We start from the raw sequence: 15884 nt of genomic DNA, 5'->3' as shown, positions 1-15884 counted from the left end.
CTACCTGGCTTCTCGGGTGGTGAGCTGGGCCGCGGAGTGGGCGACGCCGAAGGCCTGCGGGAGGGGCTGGCCCGCCATGTAGAGGCGGTCGGCGGTACGGCGCGGGAGCGGGAAGTACTCGAACGTGCCGTACACGCGGCCGTCGGGGGTCATGGGCTGTGCGTCGAAGCGGGCCACGGTCGCAAGGCGGTACGGCTCTCCGCCGTGGCTGTCGAGCAGCGCGATCTCGGTGATGCGGCGGGCGCCGTCGGCGAACCGGGTGAGCTGGACGAGGACGTCGACGGCGCTGTTGATCTGGTCGTGCAGGGCCACGAAGGGCACCTCCACGTCGGACATGGAGGCGAGGGTCTGCAGCCGGGTGAGCGCGTCCTCGGCGCTGTTGGCGTGGACGGTGGCGAGGGAGCCGTCGTGGCCCGTCGACATCGCCTGGAGCATGTCGAGCGATTCGCCGCCGCGGACCTCACCGACCACGATCCGGTCGGGCCGCATGCGCAGCGAGTTGCGGACCAGGTCGCGGATGGTGACCTGGCCCTTGCCCTCGACGTTCGGCGGCCGCGACTCCAGCCGGACGACATGGGTCTGCTGGAGCTGGAGTTCGGCCGAGTCCTCGATGGTGATGATGCGTTCGTGCGCCGGGATCAGCCCGGAGAGGGCGTTGAGCAGCGTCGTCTTGCCGGTGCCGGTGGCCCCGGAGACGATGATGTTGAACTTCGCCTGCACCAGCCCGGCCAGCAGGAACACCATGTGTTCGTCGAGCGAGCCGAAGCCGATCAGCTCCTGGAGGGTGAAGGAGCGCGGGAAGCGGCGGATGGTGAGGGTGGGGCCGGTCAGCGAGAGCGGCGGGATGATGACGTTGACGCGCTCGCCGGAGGGGAGACGGGCGTCCACCATCGGGTTCGACTCGTCCACCCGGCGGTTGACCGTCGACACGATCCGCTCGATGGTCTGCATCAGCTGGTCCGAGGAGACGAACCGGAGCGGCAGCTGCTCGACGCGGCCGCCGCGCTCGACGAAGATCGCGTCCGGGCCGTTCACCATGATCTCGGTGATCGACGCGTCCTCGAGGAGCGGTTCCAGGATGCCGAGGCCCAGTGCCTCGTCCACCACCCGGCGGATCAGCTGGGAGCGTTCGACCGTCGACAGCACCGGGCCCTCGCGGCTGATGATGTGCCCGAGCACCCGCTCGAGCCGGGCCCGGCGCTCGGCGGCCGCCAGCGAACTCATCTCCGCGAGGTCGATCTCCTCCAGCAGCTTGGCCCGGTAGGAGGCGACCAGATGCCCGTCCTCGCCCCGGCTGCCGTGCTCCTCCGGAGTGTTGATGCGTGCCCGCAGGCTCATGGGTTCGCGTCTCCTCGGTCAGTGGTCGCGGGGCATGGTGGCCCTCTTCACAGCGGGGTCGAAGTGCCAGCCGGGGACGATCTGGGGGATGTCGACGGACGCAGTGACGGTGACCGTGTCGCCCCCTCCCCCGGTCTCGCCGCACTGCACAGTGAGCCCCCCGCTGACCGCACCGGCACACGCCTGCTGCGGATCCTCCCGTAGCGACGCCGCCCGCGCCCCCGCTCTGGCCGCCGTACCGGCCTGCTCGGCCGCATAGGCGACCGCGCCGATCTGGAAGCCGGCCAGCCCGACGATCAGCAGGATCGGAATGAACCCGAGGTATTCGATGGCGACTTGACCCGCATCGCGTCTGCGGCGGTACGACATCTCAGTCCTTCACCTCCTCCACGGCGCCGGCGTGGCCGTGCACCGTGACGGGGAAGTCGATCGAGCCGGGGAACAGGACAGGGACTTTCAGCGAGATGTCCGCGGTCACATAGCCGGTCCCGCCGCACTGTTCCACGCCGGCACCCCCTCGCCACGCTCCCGACAGATGCTTCAGCGCAGCCTGCTCGCACGCACCGAACCGGTCCCCCCGATGCGCCGCCGTCCCCGCCCGCACCCCCTCGTCCGCAGCATTCCCCGCAAGCGTGTACGCGTACCCCACGAGCACGCACTGCCACATGAGCACCAAGGTCAGAATGATCAGCGGAGTCATCCCGAGGAACTCGATGCTGACCTGCCCCCGGTCGTCCCCTCGCAGGCGTCTCATCGCCCTCTCACTCCTTCCGCCGCCGAAGGCCGACCGCCCCACGGCCACCCCCGCGATGGGATCCCTCGGGCGCCTTCGCCAGCCCCAGCTCCCCGGCGAGGCTCCACAGGGCCTGCTTCACCATGCTCTTGGCGTCCAGTTCGTGCAGCCGCCCCGCGTCCACGACCCCCTGCAGCTCCTTGAAGTTGGCGGGGACGGTCGTACGCGCCATCGCCGTACCGGTGATGCGTTGCACGAGTGCCGGCTGGATCTCCGTACCGCGGTTGTGCCGGTTGACGACGACGGTGGTCTCCTCGGCCTTGCGGATCTGCAGCCGGTCCCACATGCGCACGGTCCGTTTGGCGGCGCGTACGGCGACCACGTCCGGGGTGGTCAGCAGCAGCGCGGTGTCGGCCATCTCCACGGCCGCCGCGCTCGCCCCGCCGAGCTGGGCGCCGCAGTCCACCACGACGACCTCGTAGCGGGAGCGCAGGGCGCCGATGATCTGGCGGGCGGCGCGGTCCGTGACCTCCTCGCCGCGTTCGCCCTCCCCGGGGGCGAGGAGCAGGGCGAGACCGGTGTCGTGGCGGAAGACGGCGTCGGCGAGGACGCGCGGGGAGATGTCGGTGATGGCGGCGAGGTCCACGACCGAGCGGCGGAACTGGACGTCCAGGTAGGAGGCGATGTCGCCGGCCTGGAGGTCGAGGTCGACCAGGGCGGCGGAGCGGCCGGAGGCCTGGGCGGCGAGCGCGAGCTGGATCGCGGCGAGGGTCGCGCCGACGCCTCCCTTGGCGCCGCTGACCGTGACGACCGTACCGCCGACGCCGCCGAGGACGTCGGAGCCGCCGTGTCCGAGATGGCGCCGTACCCCCGTCGACCACTGGGCGACCGCCTGGACGCGGCTGGCGAGTTCCTCGTACGACAGCGGGAGCGCGACCAGGCCGCGGGCGCCGGAGTCCATGGCGGCGGCGAACAGGCCGGGACCCGCGTCGGTGGTGACGAGGATGACGCCGACGGCGGGGAAGCGCAGGGCGACCTCGCGGATCAGTTCCAGGGCCGGCACCGGCCCGATCCGCTCATGTACGACGACGACCTCGGGCAGTTCGTCGACCGACTCGGCGGCGAGGCGGGCGAGGGTGTCGACCAGCTGGGTGGAGTCACCGACGGGCGGCTGTGGTTCGGCGTCGGGGAGCTGGCTGAGCAGCGTGACGAGGGAGCGGACGGCGTCCGGGTCCGCGCCGGCCGGCAGGATCCTGGTGGGCATGCGGGCCGCCTCTCACTTGTCCGTCGCGAGTTGGTAGGTGCGGTCCTTGTCGGGGACGCTGGTCTCGCTGCCGGGTGCCACCAGCGCGAGCCGGACCCGCTGGGCGAAGGACTCGGCGTAGGTGATCCGCTGGGCGTCGAGGGTGGACAGCGCGAAGGTGATGGGGACGGCCTCGGTGGGCTGCTGGTCCTTGTTCCTGTCGGGGTCGAGGGCGGTGATCTGGCCGACGTCGAGGACCCGGGCGTTGGTGACGATGATCTTCGACTGGTCGGGATCGCCCTGCTTCTTCCCCTCGAAGGTGGCGTACACGTTGACCCGCGAGCCCGGGGTGATCTTGCCCGCGACGCCCGTCGCCGCGTCGATCATGATGGCGACCTCCTGCTGGCCGGGCTGGAGGGCGGGCTGGTCGACGATCATGTCGGTCTGCAGCAGGGAGCCGGCGCGCAGGGTGGTCACGGCGATCTTGCCCTGGATCTGCCGGAGGTCGGTGACGGCGTTGCCGGACAGCCATCGCTTGGGCATCGTGATCTTCTCGAACTGGCCCGTACTCAGCGCCGTGTACGGCTGCACGTTGGACCTGACCCGATAGGCGCTGACCTCGGGCCCGACCTTGGACTGGACGTCGTCTACGACGGAGAGCACGCCGGCGAACGCGCCGAGAGCGCACAGAACCGAGAGGATCAGGAGTATCACGCCGCGGCGCTGACGGGAGTTCATGAACCGTGCAACCTCATTGGGGGAATCGGTCGAGCGGGATGGTCGAGCAGAAGGGGAGATACGGCAGGGTGCGAGTAACGTCTGTGCAGGTCAGGCGGGCGTTCGTGATTCCAGCGCGCGGGGGGCCGAGGGCTCGTACACGGGCGGGGTGGCGCAGCAGAAGACGCATCGGTCGCCGATGACGTCGATTCCGCACCAGTGACAGCGGGACTGCCGTACCGACGTCACCAGTTGGTACAGGACGGACAGATCGGCGAGATAGCTGCAGAACTCGACCATGCGGCCGGTCCCCCACCATCGCGGGGACTCGGCGGGCAGCGGGATCTCGCGCAGCCCGTGCGCGCTCCACGCCTCGGCGAGCCCGGCGATCCAGTCGGTCTGCAACTGCCCCTTGGCGACCAGCATCCAGGTGCTGAACTCGGGCCCCTTGAGCGTCACACCGGGGGCGACCTTGACGAGCTGCGGCTCGGGATGGGCGACGACGGCGAACTGGCTGCCCGGCACCCAGGACTTGGCGTGCGCCTTGAGCCCGACGGGTACCCGGTCGAGCCGGGCGACCGATCCGAGGACGGCGCCGGCGTGGATGTAATGGGTGAGTAGCCGCCCGGCGGAGGCGACCACCCCCGGACTCAGATCGCAGGAGGCGAGCTGCCGCAACTGGCGGGCGAGGACAGCTATGCCGAGCGGGGGCAGCTCGGGCCGGAAGAGGGCGATGCGATCGCTCTCCAGCAGCGACCGCAGCATGTACAGCCGCCGTACGACGGACTCCGGCGTCGCCTGCGAACACACCACCACCACATACCCGTACTGCTCGGTCAGGGCGTGGAGTTCGGTGAGGGCGTGCTCCAGCGGGCGCTGGTCGAGGTCGCGCAGCACGACGGCCGGCATGGTCCGCTCGTCCTGCGCCGGCAGCGCCATGTCGGCACTGGTCACGGCAATGGCAGTTGGCACGCGCAGCTCCCCGCTCTTCACACCCTCGGCCCACCGGTGTAACTCCAATGCGCCAGGACGACTTCACTGCGTGACTACCTGAGCACTGTATCCACGGCCCAATGACCGGAGAACAGCGTTTGTGTAGCTCGTGTGGAACTCTCTGGGCACAAGTCCCGCCAAAACCGGACAGGTTGAGCAACTGACTGGAGATGGTTTTGGTCTGGACCTCTTGACAGCGCAATTGGTCTGGACCAACTTGTAGGCCAGCGGTGGCCACCGTCCCTCACCCCTCTCTCCCCGCCATCTCCCCCACCGGAGGCCCCAGTGGACCGCGTATCAGGTATGCCCAGACGCAGAGGACGTATAGCCATGTGGTCCTCCGCCACCGCCCTCGCCCTCTCGGTGGCGGGCCTCGCCACCACCCCCGCGTCCGCCGCGGACGTCAACAACGTCAAGAACGCCGGCTTCGAGTCGGGCCTGGCCAACTGGACGTGCACGGCGAGCAGCGGCACGACGGTCTCGTCCCCGGTCCACGGCGGCGCATCGGCCCTGAAGGCGACCCCGGCCGGCCAGGACAACGCCAAGTGCACCCAGTCGGTGGCGGTGAAGCCCAACTCCACGTACACGCTGAGCGCGTGGGTGCAGGGCGGCTACTCCTACCTCGGCGTGACGGGCACGGGCACGACGGACGTCTCCACCTGGACCCCCGACTCCTCCGCCTGGAAGCAGCTGTCGACAACGTTCACCACCGGCGCGTCGACGACGTCCGTCACGATCTACACCCACGGCTGGTACGGCCAGACCGCCTACTACGCGGACGACGTCTCGGTCTACGGCCCCGACGGGGGCGGGGGCGGCGACCCGGCCCCCACTGTGCCGTCCGCCCCTTCCGGCCTTTCGGTCTCCGGTACGACCTCCTCCTCGGTGTCGCTGTCGTGGTCGGCGGTGTCGGGAGCGACGGGGTACAACGTCTACCGTGACGGCACGAAGGTGAGTGCGGTGACGGGAGCGTCCGCGACGGTGACCGGTCTTGCGGCCTCGACGTCGTACTCCTTCCAGGTCACGGCCACGAACTCGGCGGGTGAGTCGGCGAAGTCGGCGGCGGTGACGGGCACGACGGCCGCCTCCGGGGGTGGCGGCGGAGGAGCCCTCCCCAAGCACGCGGTGACGGGCTACTGGCAGAACTTCAACAACGGCGCGACGGTCCAGAAGCTCTCGGACGTCCCGTCCGCTTACGACATCATCGCGGTGGCCTTCGCGGACGCGACCTCGACGCCAGGAGCCGTCTCCTTCAACCTGGACTCGGCCGGCCTCGGCGGCTACACGGTCGACCAGTTCAAGGCCGACATCAAGGCCAAGCAGGCGGCCGGCAAGAAGGTCATCATCTCGATCGGCGGCCAGAACGGCACGGTGTCGATCAACGACTCGGCATCGGCGACGAACTTCGCGAACTCCGTCTACTCGTTGATGCAGACGTACGGCTTCGACGGCGTCGACATCGACCTGGAGAACGGCCTCAACGCGACGTACATGACGCAGGCGCTGCGCTCCCTGTCCTCGAAGGCGGGCTCGTCCCTCGTCATCACGATGGCCCCCCAGACGATCGACATGCAGTCGACGTCCAACTCCTACTTCCAGACGGCCCTGAACATCAAGGACATCCTCACCGTCGTCAACATGCAGTACTACAACAGCGGTTCCATGCTGGGCTGCGACGGCAAGGTGTATTCGCAGGGCTCGGTGGACTTCCTCACCGCTCTGGCCTGCATCCAGCTGGAGGGCGGCCTGTCCCCGTCCCAGGTGGGCCTGGGCCTGCCGGCCTCCACGAGCGCGGCGGGCAGCGGCTACGTGTCGCCCTCCGTGGTGAACAACGCCCTGGACTGCCTGGCGAAGGGCACGGGGTGCGGCACCTTCAAGCCGTCGAAGACGTATCCCGACCTGCGGGGTGCGATGACGTGGTCGACGAACTGGGACGCGGCTTCGGGGAATGCGTGGTCCAACTCGGTGGGGGCGCATGTGCATGCGATGCCGTAGCGGGAGGTTCGTGAGCTCTCCCGAGCTCTTCTGAACTGGCCTTCGCTTCCTGACCTCTCGGCGTGAGGACGCCCGGGCTCCACGGTATGGGGCCCGGGCAGCTTTGTATGCGCGCCACCTTCACAGGGATAGATCCGGCCAAAGGTCCTGTGCCGTGCCGGGTACCGCGTTGTGTTCGGTAATGCACCGATGTGATGATCCCGGACATGGCTGATCACGGGGGTGGCGCCGACGCGTCGGGGCTGGTACGCAGGTCGCGGCTGGCGGAGTATGCGGAGCCGGCCGACGCGGACGTATCTCCTGTGGCTCCTGCTCCCTCCGAGGCGGAGGGGGTCGCGGGCAGGTGCCGTGAGTTCGCTGCTGTGCTGGGTGAGTTCCGCCGTACGGCAGTACTGCTCCCTCTCGACGCGGACGAGAATCCGCTGACGGCCGACTTTGGCGGTATCCGCTGGATCCTGGCGTTCTCGAACGAGTCGGCGCTGGCGCGGTTTGCGGTGGCGAGGGGTGAGGGGGAGCGGGAGTGGGGGTACCGGCGGGTGCTGGGGGCCCGGTTGCTGGATGTGGGGGTTCCGGCTGTGGGGGTGCCGTGTGGGGTGGCGTTGGATGCGGCCGATGGGGATGAGGGGGTGCTGTTTCCGCCGGTGGTGGGGATTGTGCCGGATGGGGCGGCCGTTGACCGGGCCGTCGTGCTGAATGAGGGGGAGGCGCCGCGGTGAGCGGAGCCGGCGAGGGTATCGACTACAGGGGTCTGGGTGAGATCGCGAAGGGCATCACCCAGACCCTCAGCGAGCTGAGGGAGCTGGGGGTTGACAGCCTGGCGGGGGTGGGCCGGGGTTTTTCGAACCTGGAGCTGTCCGGGCTCCAGCTGGGGCATGGGGATTTGACGTCGACGTTCAAGTCTTTCTGTGAGCGCTGGGAGTGGGGTGTGCGTGCCCTGGTGGCGGAGGGCAACACGTTCGCGGGGGGTGTGGGTCTGTCGGCGGGCACGATGCACGAGAGGGACCAGTACATCGAGGGCGCGTTGAAGGTCGGCTACAACTCGGTGGTGGGCAACCCGTACGCGTCCGAGGACGACGTGACGAAGATGAGCTGGGACCAGCTGCAGCAGGGCAGTGCGGACGCCCTGACCCACCCCGATTACAGCGGGAAGTCCTTTGAGGAGGCGTGGGAGAAGAGCAAGCAGGGTTTCAAGGACGCCGGGCGGGATGTGATGACCGGATCGGTGGGGATGCCGCCGGGCGTGAGTGTGGACAGCCTCGTCCAGGGGGCCGGATACGGCGACGGCTACGACAGCCTGCTGGAGGACATGTGGGGTCCGTCCCCCGAGGAACGTGCGCGAGCGGCTGAACAGCAGCGGAAGCAGAACGGGAGTGCCGGCTGATGGGGCTCGGTGATCTGACCAACGACCTCCTCGGTGGTGCCGGGCATGTCATCGACTCCGGTAAGAAGTTCGTCGGTGAGGGCATCGACAAGGGCACCGATCTCGTCGGGGCGGGCCTGGACAAGGCCGGTGCGCACGGCTGGGCGGACAAGGTCGAGCACCACGGCGACAGGGCCGCATCCGCGCTGGGTGCCACCCCGGGTGAGAAGCAGCTCGGCGAGAGCGATGACCCGGCCGACCTCGTCCACGGCAGCGCGAAGGACATCCAGTCCACCGCCAAGCACTTGAAGGACTTCCACACGGCTTTCGACAACGTGGGCCAGGGCATGCGGAAGCTGGACTCCTCGCAGTGGCAGGGCGAGGCGGCCGAAGCGTTCCGCAGGAAGTTCACGATGCACCCGGTGAAGTGGCTGCACGCGGCGGACGCCTGCTCCAAGGCCGCAGCAGCGCTGGAGGCGTACGCGGAGACGGTCACCTGGGCACAGAAACAGGCCCAGGACGCGATCGACCTGCACAAGGCGGGCAAGGAGACCTCCCAGAAGGCGAAGGCCGACTACGAGAAGCGTGCCGACGCCTACAAGGCCGCTGTTGCTTCGGGCGACAAGGACCCGGGCCCGGCCCCCGGCGATTTCGACGACCCTGGTACGGCAGACCTCGCTCGGGCCGAGGAGATCCTGAACGAGGCCCGCAAGCAGCGCAACACCGCCGCGGACAGTGCCGCCAAGGCCGTCGATGCGGCGCTCGCCCACGCCCCGGCCGAGCCGCCCCCGCTGGCCCAGCTCAAATCGGACTGGTCGGACGGCCTCGGCGCCGCCCACACGGAGATCCTGCATGTCGGCGGCGGCGTCATCAAGGGCATGGCGGGCTTGATGAGCATGGCCCGCGGCGCCAACCCACTGGACCCGTACAACCTGACCCACCCCGCCGAGGCCCTCAAGCACCAGGCCATGACCCTGGCCGGCCTCGTCTCCAGCGCCACGCATCCGGAACGGGCCCTGAAGCAGAACTTGGGCGACTTCCTCAGGGATCCTGCCGAGTTCGGGGGACGGTTCGCTCCGCAGGTGGCTCTGACCGACGGAGTGGGGGCGGAGATCAACGGGGTGCGGGCTGCGGCCGGGGAGAAGCTGGCGGCGGCAGCCGAGCGCAAGGGAGCAGCGGGGGCCGAGAAGGCGGGCGAGAACTCCGCGGCAGAAACCGCCAGAACCCGCCCCCACGAGCACGACAGCGCTGAACCCGGCAAGAAGGTCGAGGAGGACCCGTCGGATCCAATCGATCTCACCACCGGCAAGATGTACCTGCCGCAGACGGACGTGACGCTGCCCGGCGTCCTGCCACTCGTCTTCAAGCGGCGCGTGGAGTCGGGTTACCACTTCGGCCGCTGGTTCGGCCCGTCCTGGTCGTCGACGATCGACCAGCGCCTGGAGATCGATTCCGCGGGGGTCGTGTTCGTCACCGAGGACGGCATGCTCCTCGCCTACCCCCACCCCGCACCCGGCCTGCCCACACTCCCCAGTCACGGCCCGCGCTGGCCCCTGGACCGCGTGGACGGCGGCTACACGATCACCGACCCGAGCACCCGCCGCACCTGGCACTTCGCCGACAGAGGCGAAAACCTGGCGGTCCTGGAACAGCTCGACGACCGCAACGGCAACTGGATCACCTTCGAGTACGACACCGACGGCACCCCCCCTCGGGATCGTGTCCAGCGCGGGCCACGACGTGCGCATATCGACGGATGCGGACCGAGTCACGGCGCTGCACCTGGCGGCCACCGGCCAGGAACTGAAGCGCTACAGCTACACCGAAGGGAACTTGACGGAGGTCATCAACTCCTCCGGCCTGCCCCTGCGCTTCACGTACGACGAGGCGGGCCGCGTCACCTCGTGGACGGACACGAACGACCGTGGCTACTCCTACGAGTACGACGACCAGGACCGCTGCACAGCCGAGGGCGGCACGCACGGCCACATGACCCTGCGTCTGTCCTACGACGAGACCGACCCAGAGACTGGCCTGCGCGTCACCACCGCGACCACCGCCGAGGGCCACAGCCGCCGCTACGTGGTCGACGACGACTGCCAGGTGGTCGCGGAGATCGACCCGCTCGGCGCGGTGACGCGCTTCGAACGCGACCGCTACCGCCGCCTCCTCTCCCACACCGACCCCTTGGGCCACCGGACCACCTTCCGCTACGACGAGGCCGGCAATCCCACAGCGGTCGTACGCCCGGACGGCCGCGAGTCGAGAGCCGAGTACAACGAACTCGGCCTGCCGGTGAAGGTGGTCAACCCCGACGGCACGGTGGTCCGCCAGACGTACGACGAGCGTGGCAACCGCACGTCGGTGACGGACCCGGCGGGCCAGACCACCCGCTTCACCTATACGGAGGCCGGCCACCTGGCCTCAGTGACCGATCCTCTGGGCAACACGACAACGGTCGTGTGCGATCGCGCGGGCCTCCCGGTCGAGATAGCGGACCCGCTGGGCGCGATGACCCGCTACGAACGGGACGCCCTCGGCCGCCCGACCGCAATCACGGACCCTACTGGCGCCACAACGCGCCTGGAATGGACAGTGGAAGGCCGTCTCACCCGCCATACGGCTCCCGACGGCACGACGGAGACCTGGACGTACGACGGCGAGGGCAACTGCACCACCCACACCGACCCCATCGGTGGGGTCTCCCACTTCGAGTACACCCACTTCGACCTGCTGACGGCACGCACGGGCCCGGACGGGGTTCGCTACGAGTTCGACCACGACAGCGAACTGCGCCTGACGAAGGTCACCAACCCACAGGGTCTGACCTGGACGTACGAGTACGACGCGGCCGGCCAGCTGGTGACGGAGACGGACTTCGACGACCGCACCCTCACCTACACGCATGATGCGGCAGGTCGCCTCACCTCGCGCAGAAACGCTCTTGGCGAGGTGGTGTCCTTCGAGCGCAACGAACTGGGCCAGGTGACCCGCAAGGACGCGGCCGGCCGGGTCACGACCTACGCCTACGACCTCACCGGCCAACTCGCCCAGGCAACCGGCCCGGACGGTACGACGCTCATGCTTCTACGCGACCGCTACGGTCGCCTGCGCTCGGAAACGGTCAATGGCCGCACCCTGAGCTACACGTACGACGCACTGGGCCGCAGTACCGGCCGCACGACCCCCACCGGGGCCACGACCACCTGGTCGTACGACGCCGCGGGCCGCCGCACCGGCATGGTGGCCTCGGGTCGCGCCATCGACTTCACGTATGACGAAGCAGGCCGTGAACTGACCCGCCACATCGGCGGAACGATCGCCCTGGAGCACAGCTTCGACGCGCTTGGCCGCCTGACGACCCAGTCGGTGACCAGCGCCACAGGCCGCACAGTGCAACATCGGACGTACACCTACCGCGCGGACGGCAACCTGATAGGCATCGACGATCAGCTGTCCGGCTCCCGCCGCTTCGACTTGGATGCGACAGGCCGGGTAACGGCGGTCCACGCGGCCGGCTGGACGGAGCAGTATGCCTACGACGAGGCAGGCAACCAAACCCAGGCGTCCTGGCCGACGGACCACCCAGGTCAGGAGGCAGTCGGCCCCCGCACCTACACCGGCACCCGCATCACCCGAGCGGGCAACGTCCGCTATGAACACGATGCCCTCGGCCGTATCACCCTGCGCCAGAAGACCCGCCTGTCCCGCAAGCCGGACACCTGGCACTACGAATGGGACACCGAGGACCGCCTCACCTCGGTGACAACCCCGGATGGCACTCGCTGGCGCTATACCTACGACCCCCTGGGCCGCCGCACGGCGAAACTCCGCATGGCGGAGAACGGCGAGACGGCCGCGGAGAGAGTGGACTTCACCTGGGACGGCACCACTCTCTGCGAACAGACGACGACGTCTGCCGACCTCCCGAACCCGGTCACCCTCACCTGGGACCACGAGGGCCTGCGCCCCCTCACTCAAACGGAACGCATCACCGCGACCGACGCACCCCAGGACGAGATCGACTCCCGATTCTTCGCCATCGTCACCGACCTCGTCGGCACCCCGAGTGAACTCATCGACGAGCACGGCGACATCGCCTGGCACACTCGAAGCACCCTGTGGGGAACGACGGCATGGGCGGCCAACAGCACCGCCTACACACCCCTACGCTTCCCCGGCCAGTACTACGACCCCGAAACCGGCCTCCACTACAACTACTTCCGCCACTACGACCCCGAAACCGCCCGATACCTGTCCGCTGATCCGCTCGGCCTCGATCCCGCGCCTAACCCAGCAGCCTATGTCCACAACCCGCATACATGGGTCGACCCTAACGGTCTCAGTCCGTATAACATCCATGCATCGGTGGCTTACCAAGACTGGGGAACCAAGGGCGCGCACATCCATATCAATGACATGGAAGTTCGGATATTCCCCGACAAAGACGGCGGCATCAGCGCTGAGCCCATCAGGCTCAAACACGGCACGGCCAGCGAACGCCAGGTACAGAAAGTACTCGACGAAGTCCATTCAAGCAGGGAGCTAAGGAACGACATCATTGATAAAGCCACAGCCGTACGAGCCGCCATGAATAAGGGCGAGTACGGAATGGCCAAGAATCGGGCAGCAGAAATGCACTTTTTGATCAAGGCTCTTGAAAAGATGAACAGAGCATAGGGAAAGTAATGTCAGAGCTTGAGTTTTACTCCAAAGCTGCACTCCAAGGCGAAATTTTGGGAGTGCAGCTCGGAACCGGCCCCGAGGTCTGGGAAGAAAATCTTGGCAGCGACTTTCTGGATGACGCGAGGAAGTCGCTGATGCGCCGGGATTACGGCCTCATCGAAGTTACGTTTGCCAAGTCGCAGGACTCCTGGGAGTCGGTGGCGGTCTCTCTGCAAATTCACCGACTGGCCCATCGGTTGGAGGGAATGATCCCACCCCCGGTCGCATTCGTTCACGGCGTATTCTCTACGCATGTCCGGATTGACGAATTTCGAAGAGAGCTAGAAATGCAGGGTGGGACCTTGCGTGAGGTCACAGATTCCTCTCGCCCAAACTTCGTTCACTATCAAGAACCGAGCATCGGATCCTCCGTGTATGTCGTCAATCATCTCGCGCATAATTCACTGGAAGAGGGTGACATTTGGTCGATCGCCCTTTCCAGGCACTAACCGCATCTATGACGGTGGACATCTCCCTCGGCGTTTCCGATCAGGACCTCTTCGCCACCCAAAATCCACAGTGCGCGCAGGATCCACACTGCATCCCCTCGCTCAGGAAGCTGGGCGCCGCTCTCGCCGAGAGAGCAAATTAACCCCTCAGGAGACACGCGACGCCCTAAGCCTGCTGGCTGGAGCACACGTCTATGGGGTGACTGTGATGTACAGCCACTCTGGCCTCACGCCTGGCGAGCAGCTCCGCCGCATCCGTGGCGTGCACAGCTCGTTGGGCCCAGACTTCAAGTCGGTCCAGGTCGGTGCAGGACTCGACCCGCTCCCGCAAGGGGGCGTCCCGTTCGGCCTGCCGTTCAGTCGTGATCACCGGTACGTTCTCCAAGCATCAGCGAGTGCCAGTCACGGAAACCGGGCCGGATCGGGAGCGATGCCCAGCGTGCCGTGACACTGCTCTGCATGATCACGATCAGCACTGGCTCCCAGAGGTACTTCTCGTACAGGTGCGGTTGTCCACCTTCCCCTGCGACTCGACCACGAGGAGATACACCCCCTCGTCAGTCTCCGCCCGCAGCAAGGTGTCCACCCGACGCTCGACCGGTTCGATCTCCGTGAGGTCCACGTTCAGCGCGGCAATCTCCCGGGGTTCGGGAAACGACACGTGCAGCACCCGCTGTAACGCCTGAGTCAGCAGCGGCGGATCCTTCTGGAAGATCCGATGCAGCGCCTCATGCGACGAGTCCGCCATCACGCCGCCCCCAGCTCACACCACACGTACTTCCCCCGGTTCCCGAACCTGGCCGACGGCTGCCAGCCCCAATAGTCCGCGGCGGCCAACAGCACGGCATACACACCTCTCCGCTTCCCGGGCCAGTACTACGACCCCGAAACCGCCCGGTACCTCACATCCGACCCGCTCGGACTCGCACCCGCACCCAACACCGCCACCTACGTCCACAGCCCTTACACGTGGCTGGATCCGTTGGGCCTTGCAGGATGCACCCCGGGTGAGGGTGGTACAGAAATCAATCCACGAAAGCTCGACTATCTATTCAATAAGGACATCAAGGCGGATTCGCACAATTCCCCTCGTGCACTTCAGAATGAATTGCAACTCAAACGCATAGGCATCGACGACACCCCAGAGATGCGCCAATACGTGACGGACCATTTTCAAAGCGCGTCACATCAACCCTTCGAGCGCACATTCACCAACACATGGAAGAACGGCAGCGGTGAATTTGGCGTTACGAGATCCGTTCTATACGGGCCACGCGGCGCCCTGGAGGCCGAAAGCACATGGCAGATACTTCCCGATGGTACACATATCTACTGTAATTTTCCGTGGCAGCGGCCCGGGTGTGAGCATTCATGGAAGCCTGAAACACTGGCCTCCCTACGTCGAAAGGTAAGTTGGAAGATGTACCGAGAATTCGCCGTCCCTGACGACGAGGAGGTTCTCAACGCCATCGGAGAATGGCCAGAAACGGATGAGAGTGGCGCACGTATGCTCGCATGGCAAGGAAACCGGGATGACGCACTCGTCCTGTCATACGATACCCTTTCCAGGTCGGTCAGGGTGCGCTGGACATTCAGCAACGGGGATGAACTGCTGGACGTCTATCGCGAGGGTGCCACCCGATTGACCATCTCCTCCGAACCGTCAGCAGCGCATATCTCCGTTGAATTTCAGATGGGTGAATGCGCTGGCGTAATGGAAATCCAGGTTGCCCCCAATCTATCCGTGCGGGACCGGCTGCTATACGTATAGAGAGCTCCGCATATGCATGCTGGTACTCTATAACGTTCTCCTCTCCTGGCCGGGCTTATGCGTGGCCTCATGTCGTTCGCTCCGCCACCCGCAGACCTGAGGCCCGTAATACCCCTTGCCTGGACACCGCCGTCAGAGATCGAGCAGGCGTTGTTCGAGACCAAGGGGTGTGGAGACTGGGCCTCATACTTGGGAACGCTTGCACAGGGCCGGCTGTTCTTCGAGATACAGAAGGACAAGGAGGATGCCACACCCCCTGCCACGTACTCCGTCTTCGGACACGATCCGCGTGTAGTCGGCGGGCGGATCTGGGCCGTGTACACCGAGGGAATGCTGCCCACGCCGGAGCCCCATCGGGTGTTCGACTGGAACCACCTGGAATGGTTCGCCAAGGTGTGGCGGCCGGCCGATCCGACGATGATCGTCATCAATCCCGGGAGCCCTTGCGAGGCCTTCCTTCCTTCAGCGCCGCCGCATTCGGCGACTTGGGCGCAGTACGGCGAGCGGGCTCCCGCTCGGAAACGGTCCCTGCGGCTGCGTACCCTCCGCGTCGGTGGGCC

The 15884-nt window shown here is 67.0% G+C and carries 12 protein-coding genes and 5 pseudogenes; 9 read left to right on the top strand and 8 right to left on the bottom strand.

The genetic code is table 11. The features are described 5' to 3' along the window. From ACZ5DS_RS11905 to ACZ5DS_RS11880, 6 genes are all read right to left on the bottom strand, one after another. Entirely contained in the window at positions 1 to 1338 is a 1338-nt protein-coding gene (locus ACZ5DS_RS11905; protein WP_468236483.1) for a CpaF family protein, read from the bottom strand. Between the two features lie 18 nt (positions 1339 to 1356). Beyond that, positions 1357 to 1707 (bottom strand): TadE/TadG family type IV pilus assembly protein, encoded by a 351-nt coding sequence (locus ACZ5DS_RS11900; protein ID WP_468236481.1) that lies wholly within the window; start codon positions 1705 to 1707, stop codon positions 1357 to 1359. 1 nt (position 1708) lies between these two features. Further along, positions 1709 to 2092 (bottom strand): TadE/TadG family type IV pilus assembly protein, encoded by a 384-nt coding sequence (locus ACZ5DS_RS11895; protein WP_468236478.1) that lies wholly within the window; start codon positions 2090 to 2092, stop codon positions 1709 to 1711. Positions 2093 to 2099: 7 nt separating this feature from the next. Further along, positions 2100 to 3335, bottom strand: a complete 1236-nt coding sequence (locus tag ACZ5DS_RS11890; RefSeq protein WP_468236476.1) for an AAA family ATPase — start codon at positions 3333 to 3335, stop codon at positions 2100 to 2102. A 12-nt stretch (positions 3336 to 3347) separates the two neighbouring features. Next, the gene (gene cpaB / locus ACZ5DS_RS11885) at positions 3348 to 4052 is read right to left on the bottom strand and encodes a Flp pilus assembly protein CpaB (RefSeq protein ID WP_468236473.1); all 705 of its coding nucleotides are present in this window, start codon (positions 4050 to 4052) and stop codon (positions 3348 to 3350) included. 90 nt (positions 4053 to 4142) lie between these two features. After that, a complete protein-coding gene (locus tag ACZ5DS_RS11880; RefSeq protein WP_468238161.1) occupies positions 4143 to 4970 on the bottom strand; it encodes a hypothetical protein in 828 nt (275 codons plus the stop codon). Between the two features lie 384 nt (positions 4971 to 5354). Here ACZ5DS_RS11880 and ACZ5DS_RS11875 point away from each other — a divergent pair, with 384 nt between their 5' ends. The 6 genes and pseudogenes from ACZ5DS_RS11875 (at position 5355) to ACZ5DS_RS11850 (ending at position 13553) form a co-directional block, all read left to right on the top strand. After that, positions 5355 to 7019: a chitinase gene (locus ACZ5DS_RS11875; protein ID WP_468236471.1), complete on the top strand. Its 1665-nt coding sequence runs from the start codon at positions 5355 to 5357 to the stop codon at positions 7017 to 7019. A gap of 206 nt (positions 7020 to 7225) precedes the next feature. Beyond that, positions 7226 to 7735 carry a hypothetical protein gene (locus tag ACZ5DS_RS11870; protein ID WP_468236468.1) on the top strand — a complete coding sequence of 170 codons (510 nt, stop codon included), beginning with the start codon at positions 7226 to 7228 and terminating at the stop codon, positions 7733 to 7735. Next, the gene (locus tag ACZ5DS_RS11865; RefSeq protein WP_468236466.1) at positions 7732 to 8400 is read left to right on the top strand and encodes a hypothetical protein; all 669 of its coding nucleotides are present in this window, start codon (positions 7732 to 7734) and stop codon (positions 8398 to 8400) included. The genes ACZ5DS_RS11870 and ACZ5DS_RS11865 overlap by 4 nt, the downstream gene beginning before the upstream one ends. Further along, a pseudogene (locus ACZ5DS_RS11860) lies at positions 8400 to 9818 on the top strand (putative T7SS-secreted protein); the annotation flags it as partial. The gene ACZ5DS_RS11865 and the pseudogene ACZ5DS_RS11860, both read left to right, overlap by 1 nt. A 550-nt stretch (positions 9819 to 10368) precedes the next feature. Beyond that, a complete protein-coding gene (locus ACZ5DS_RS11855) occupies positions 10369 to 13059 on the top strand; it encodes an RHS repeat-associated core domain-containing protein (protein ID WP_468236464.1) in 2691 nt (896 codons plus the stop codon). An 8-nt stretch (positions 13060 to 13067) separates the two neighbouring features. Continuing rightward, the gene (locus ACZ5DS_RS11850) at positions 13068 to 13553 is read left to right on the top strand and encodes a hypothetical protein (protein ID WP_468236461.1); all 486 of its coding nucleotides are present in this window, start codon (positions 13068 to 13070) and stop codon (positions 13551 to 13553) included. A gap of 328 nt (positions 13554 to 13881) precedes the next feature. Here ACZ5DS_RS11850 and ACZ5DS_RS11845 read toward each other — a convergent pair. Both ACZ5DS_RS11845 and ACZ5DS_RS11840 read right to left on the bottom strand, forming a co-directional pair. Next, positions 13882 to 14301, bottom strand: a pseudogene (locus ACZ5DS_RS11845) (hypothetical protein); the annotation flags it as partial. Beyond that, positions 14301 to 14399 (bottom strand): annotated as a pseudogene (locus ACZ5DS_RS11840) (ATP-binding protein); the annotation flags it as partial. The pseudogenes ACZ5DS_RS11845 and ACZ5DS_RS11840, both read right to left, overlap by 1 nt. Between ACZ5DS_RS11840 and ACZ5DS_RS11835 the strand changes: the two are divergent. The 3 genes and pseudogenes from ACZ5DS_RS11835 to ACZ5DS_RS11825 form a co-directional block, all read left to right on the top strand. After that, a pseudogene (locus tag ACZ5DS_RS11835) lies at positions 14386 to 14562 on the top strand (RHS repeat-associated core domain-containing protein); the annotation flags it as partial. The pseudogenes ACZ5DS_RS11840 and ACZ5DS_RS11835 overlap by 14 nt on opposite strands. Next, the gene (locus ACZ5DS_RS11830) at positions 14536 to 15324 is read left to right on the top strand and encodes a hypothetical protein (RefSeq protein ID WP_468236459.1); all 789 of its coding nucleotides are present in this window, start codon (positions 14536 to 14538) and stop codon (positions 15322 to 15324) included. The pseudogene ACZ5DS_RS11835 and the gene ACZ5DS_RS11830, both read left to right, overlap by 27 nt. 150 nt (positions 15325 to 15474) lie before the next feature. Next, positions 15475 to 15884, top strand: a pseudogene (locus tag ACZ5DS_RS11825) (DUF1266 domain-containing protein); the annotation flags it as partial.

It is taken from the genome of Streptomyces sp. NPDC031100 (genome assembly GCF_055570785.1).
The sequence above is the reverse complement of the archived record's forward strand: the minus strand, read 5'-3'. Positions and strand labels throughout refer to the sequence as shown.

What these genes read in the sequence shown, in the direction of transcription:
- ACZ5DS_RS11895 (WP_468236478.1), bottom strand. Translation starts at nt 2,092, where the DNA reads ATGAGACGCCTGCGAGGGGACGACCGGGGGCAGGTCAGCATCGAGTTC.
- ACZ5DS_RS11850 (WP_468236461.1), top strand. Translation starts at nt 13,068, where the DNA reads ATGTCAGAGCTTGAGTTTTACTCCAAAGCTGCACTCCAAGGCGAAATT.
- ACZ5DS_RS11875 (WP_468236471.1), top strand. Translation starts at nt 5,355, where the DNA reads ATGTGGTCCTCCGCCACCGCCCTCGCCCTCTCGGTGGCGGGCCTCGCC.
- ACZ5DS_RS11900 (WP_468236481.1), bottom strand. Translation starts at nt 1,707, where the DNA reads ATGTCGTACCGCCGCAGACGCGATGCGGGTCAAGTCGCCATCGAATAC.
- ACZ5DS_RS11870 (WP_468236468.1), top strand. Translation starts at nt 7,226, where the DNA reads ATGGCTGATCACGGGGGTGGCGCCGACGCGTCGGGGCTGGTACGCAGG.
- ACZ5DS_RS11905 (WP_468236483.1), bottom strand. Translation starts at nt 1,338, where the DNA reads ATGAGCCTGCGGGCACGCATCAACACTCCGGAGGAGCACGGCAGCCGG.
- ACZ5DS_RS11855 (WP_468236464.1), top strand. Translation starts at nt 10,369, where the DNA reads ATGACCCTGCGTCTGTCCTACGACGAGACCGACCCAGAGACTGGCCTG.
- ACZ5DS_RS11890 (WP_468236476.1), bottom strand. Translation starts at nt 3,335, where the DNA reads ATGCCCACCAGGATCCTGCCGGCCGGCGCGGACCCGGACGCCGTCCGC.
- cpaB (WP_468236473.1), bottom strand. Translation starts at nt 4,052, where the DNA reads ATGAACTCCCGTCAGCGCCGCGGCGTGATACTCCTGATCCTCTCGGTT.
- ACZ5DS_RS11880 (WP_468238161.1), bottom strand. Translation starts at nt 4,970, where the DNA reads ATGGCGCTGCCGGCGCAGGACGAGCGGACCATGCCGGCCGTCGTGCTG.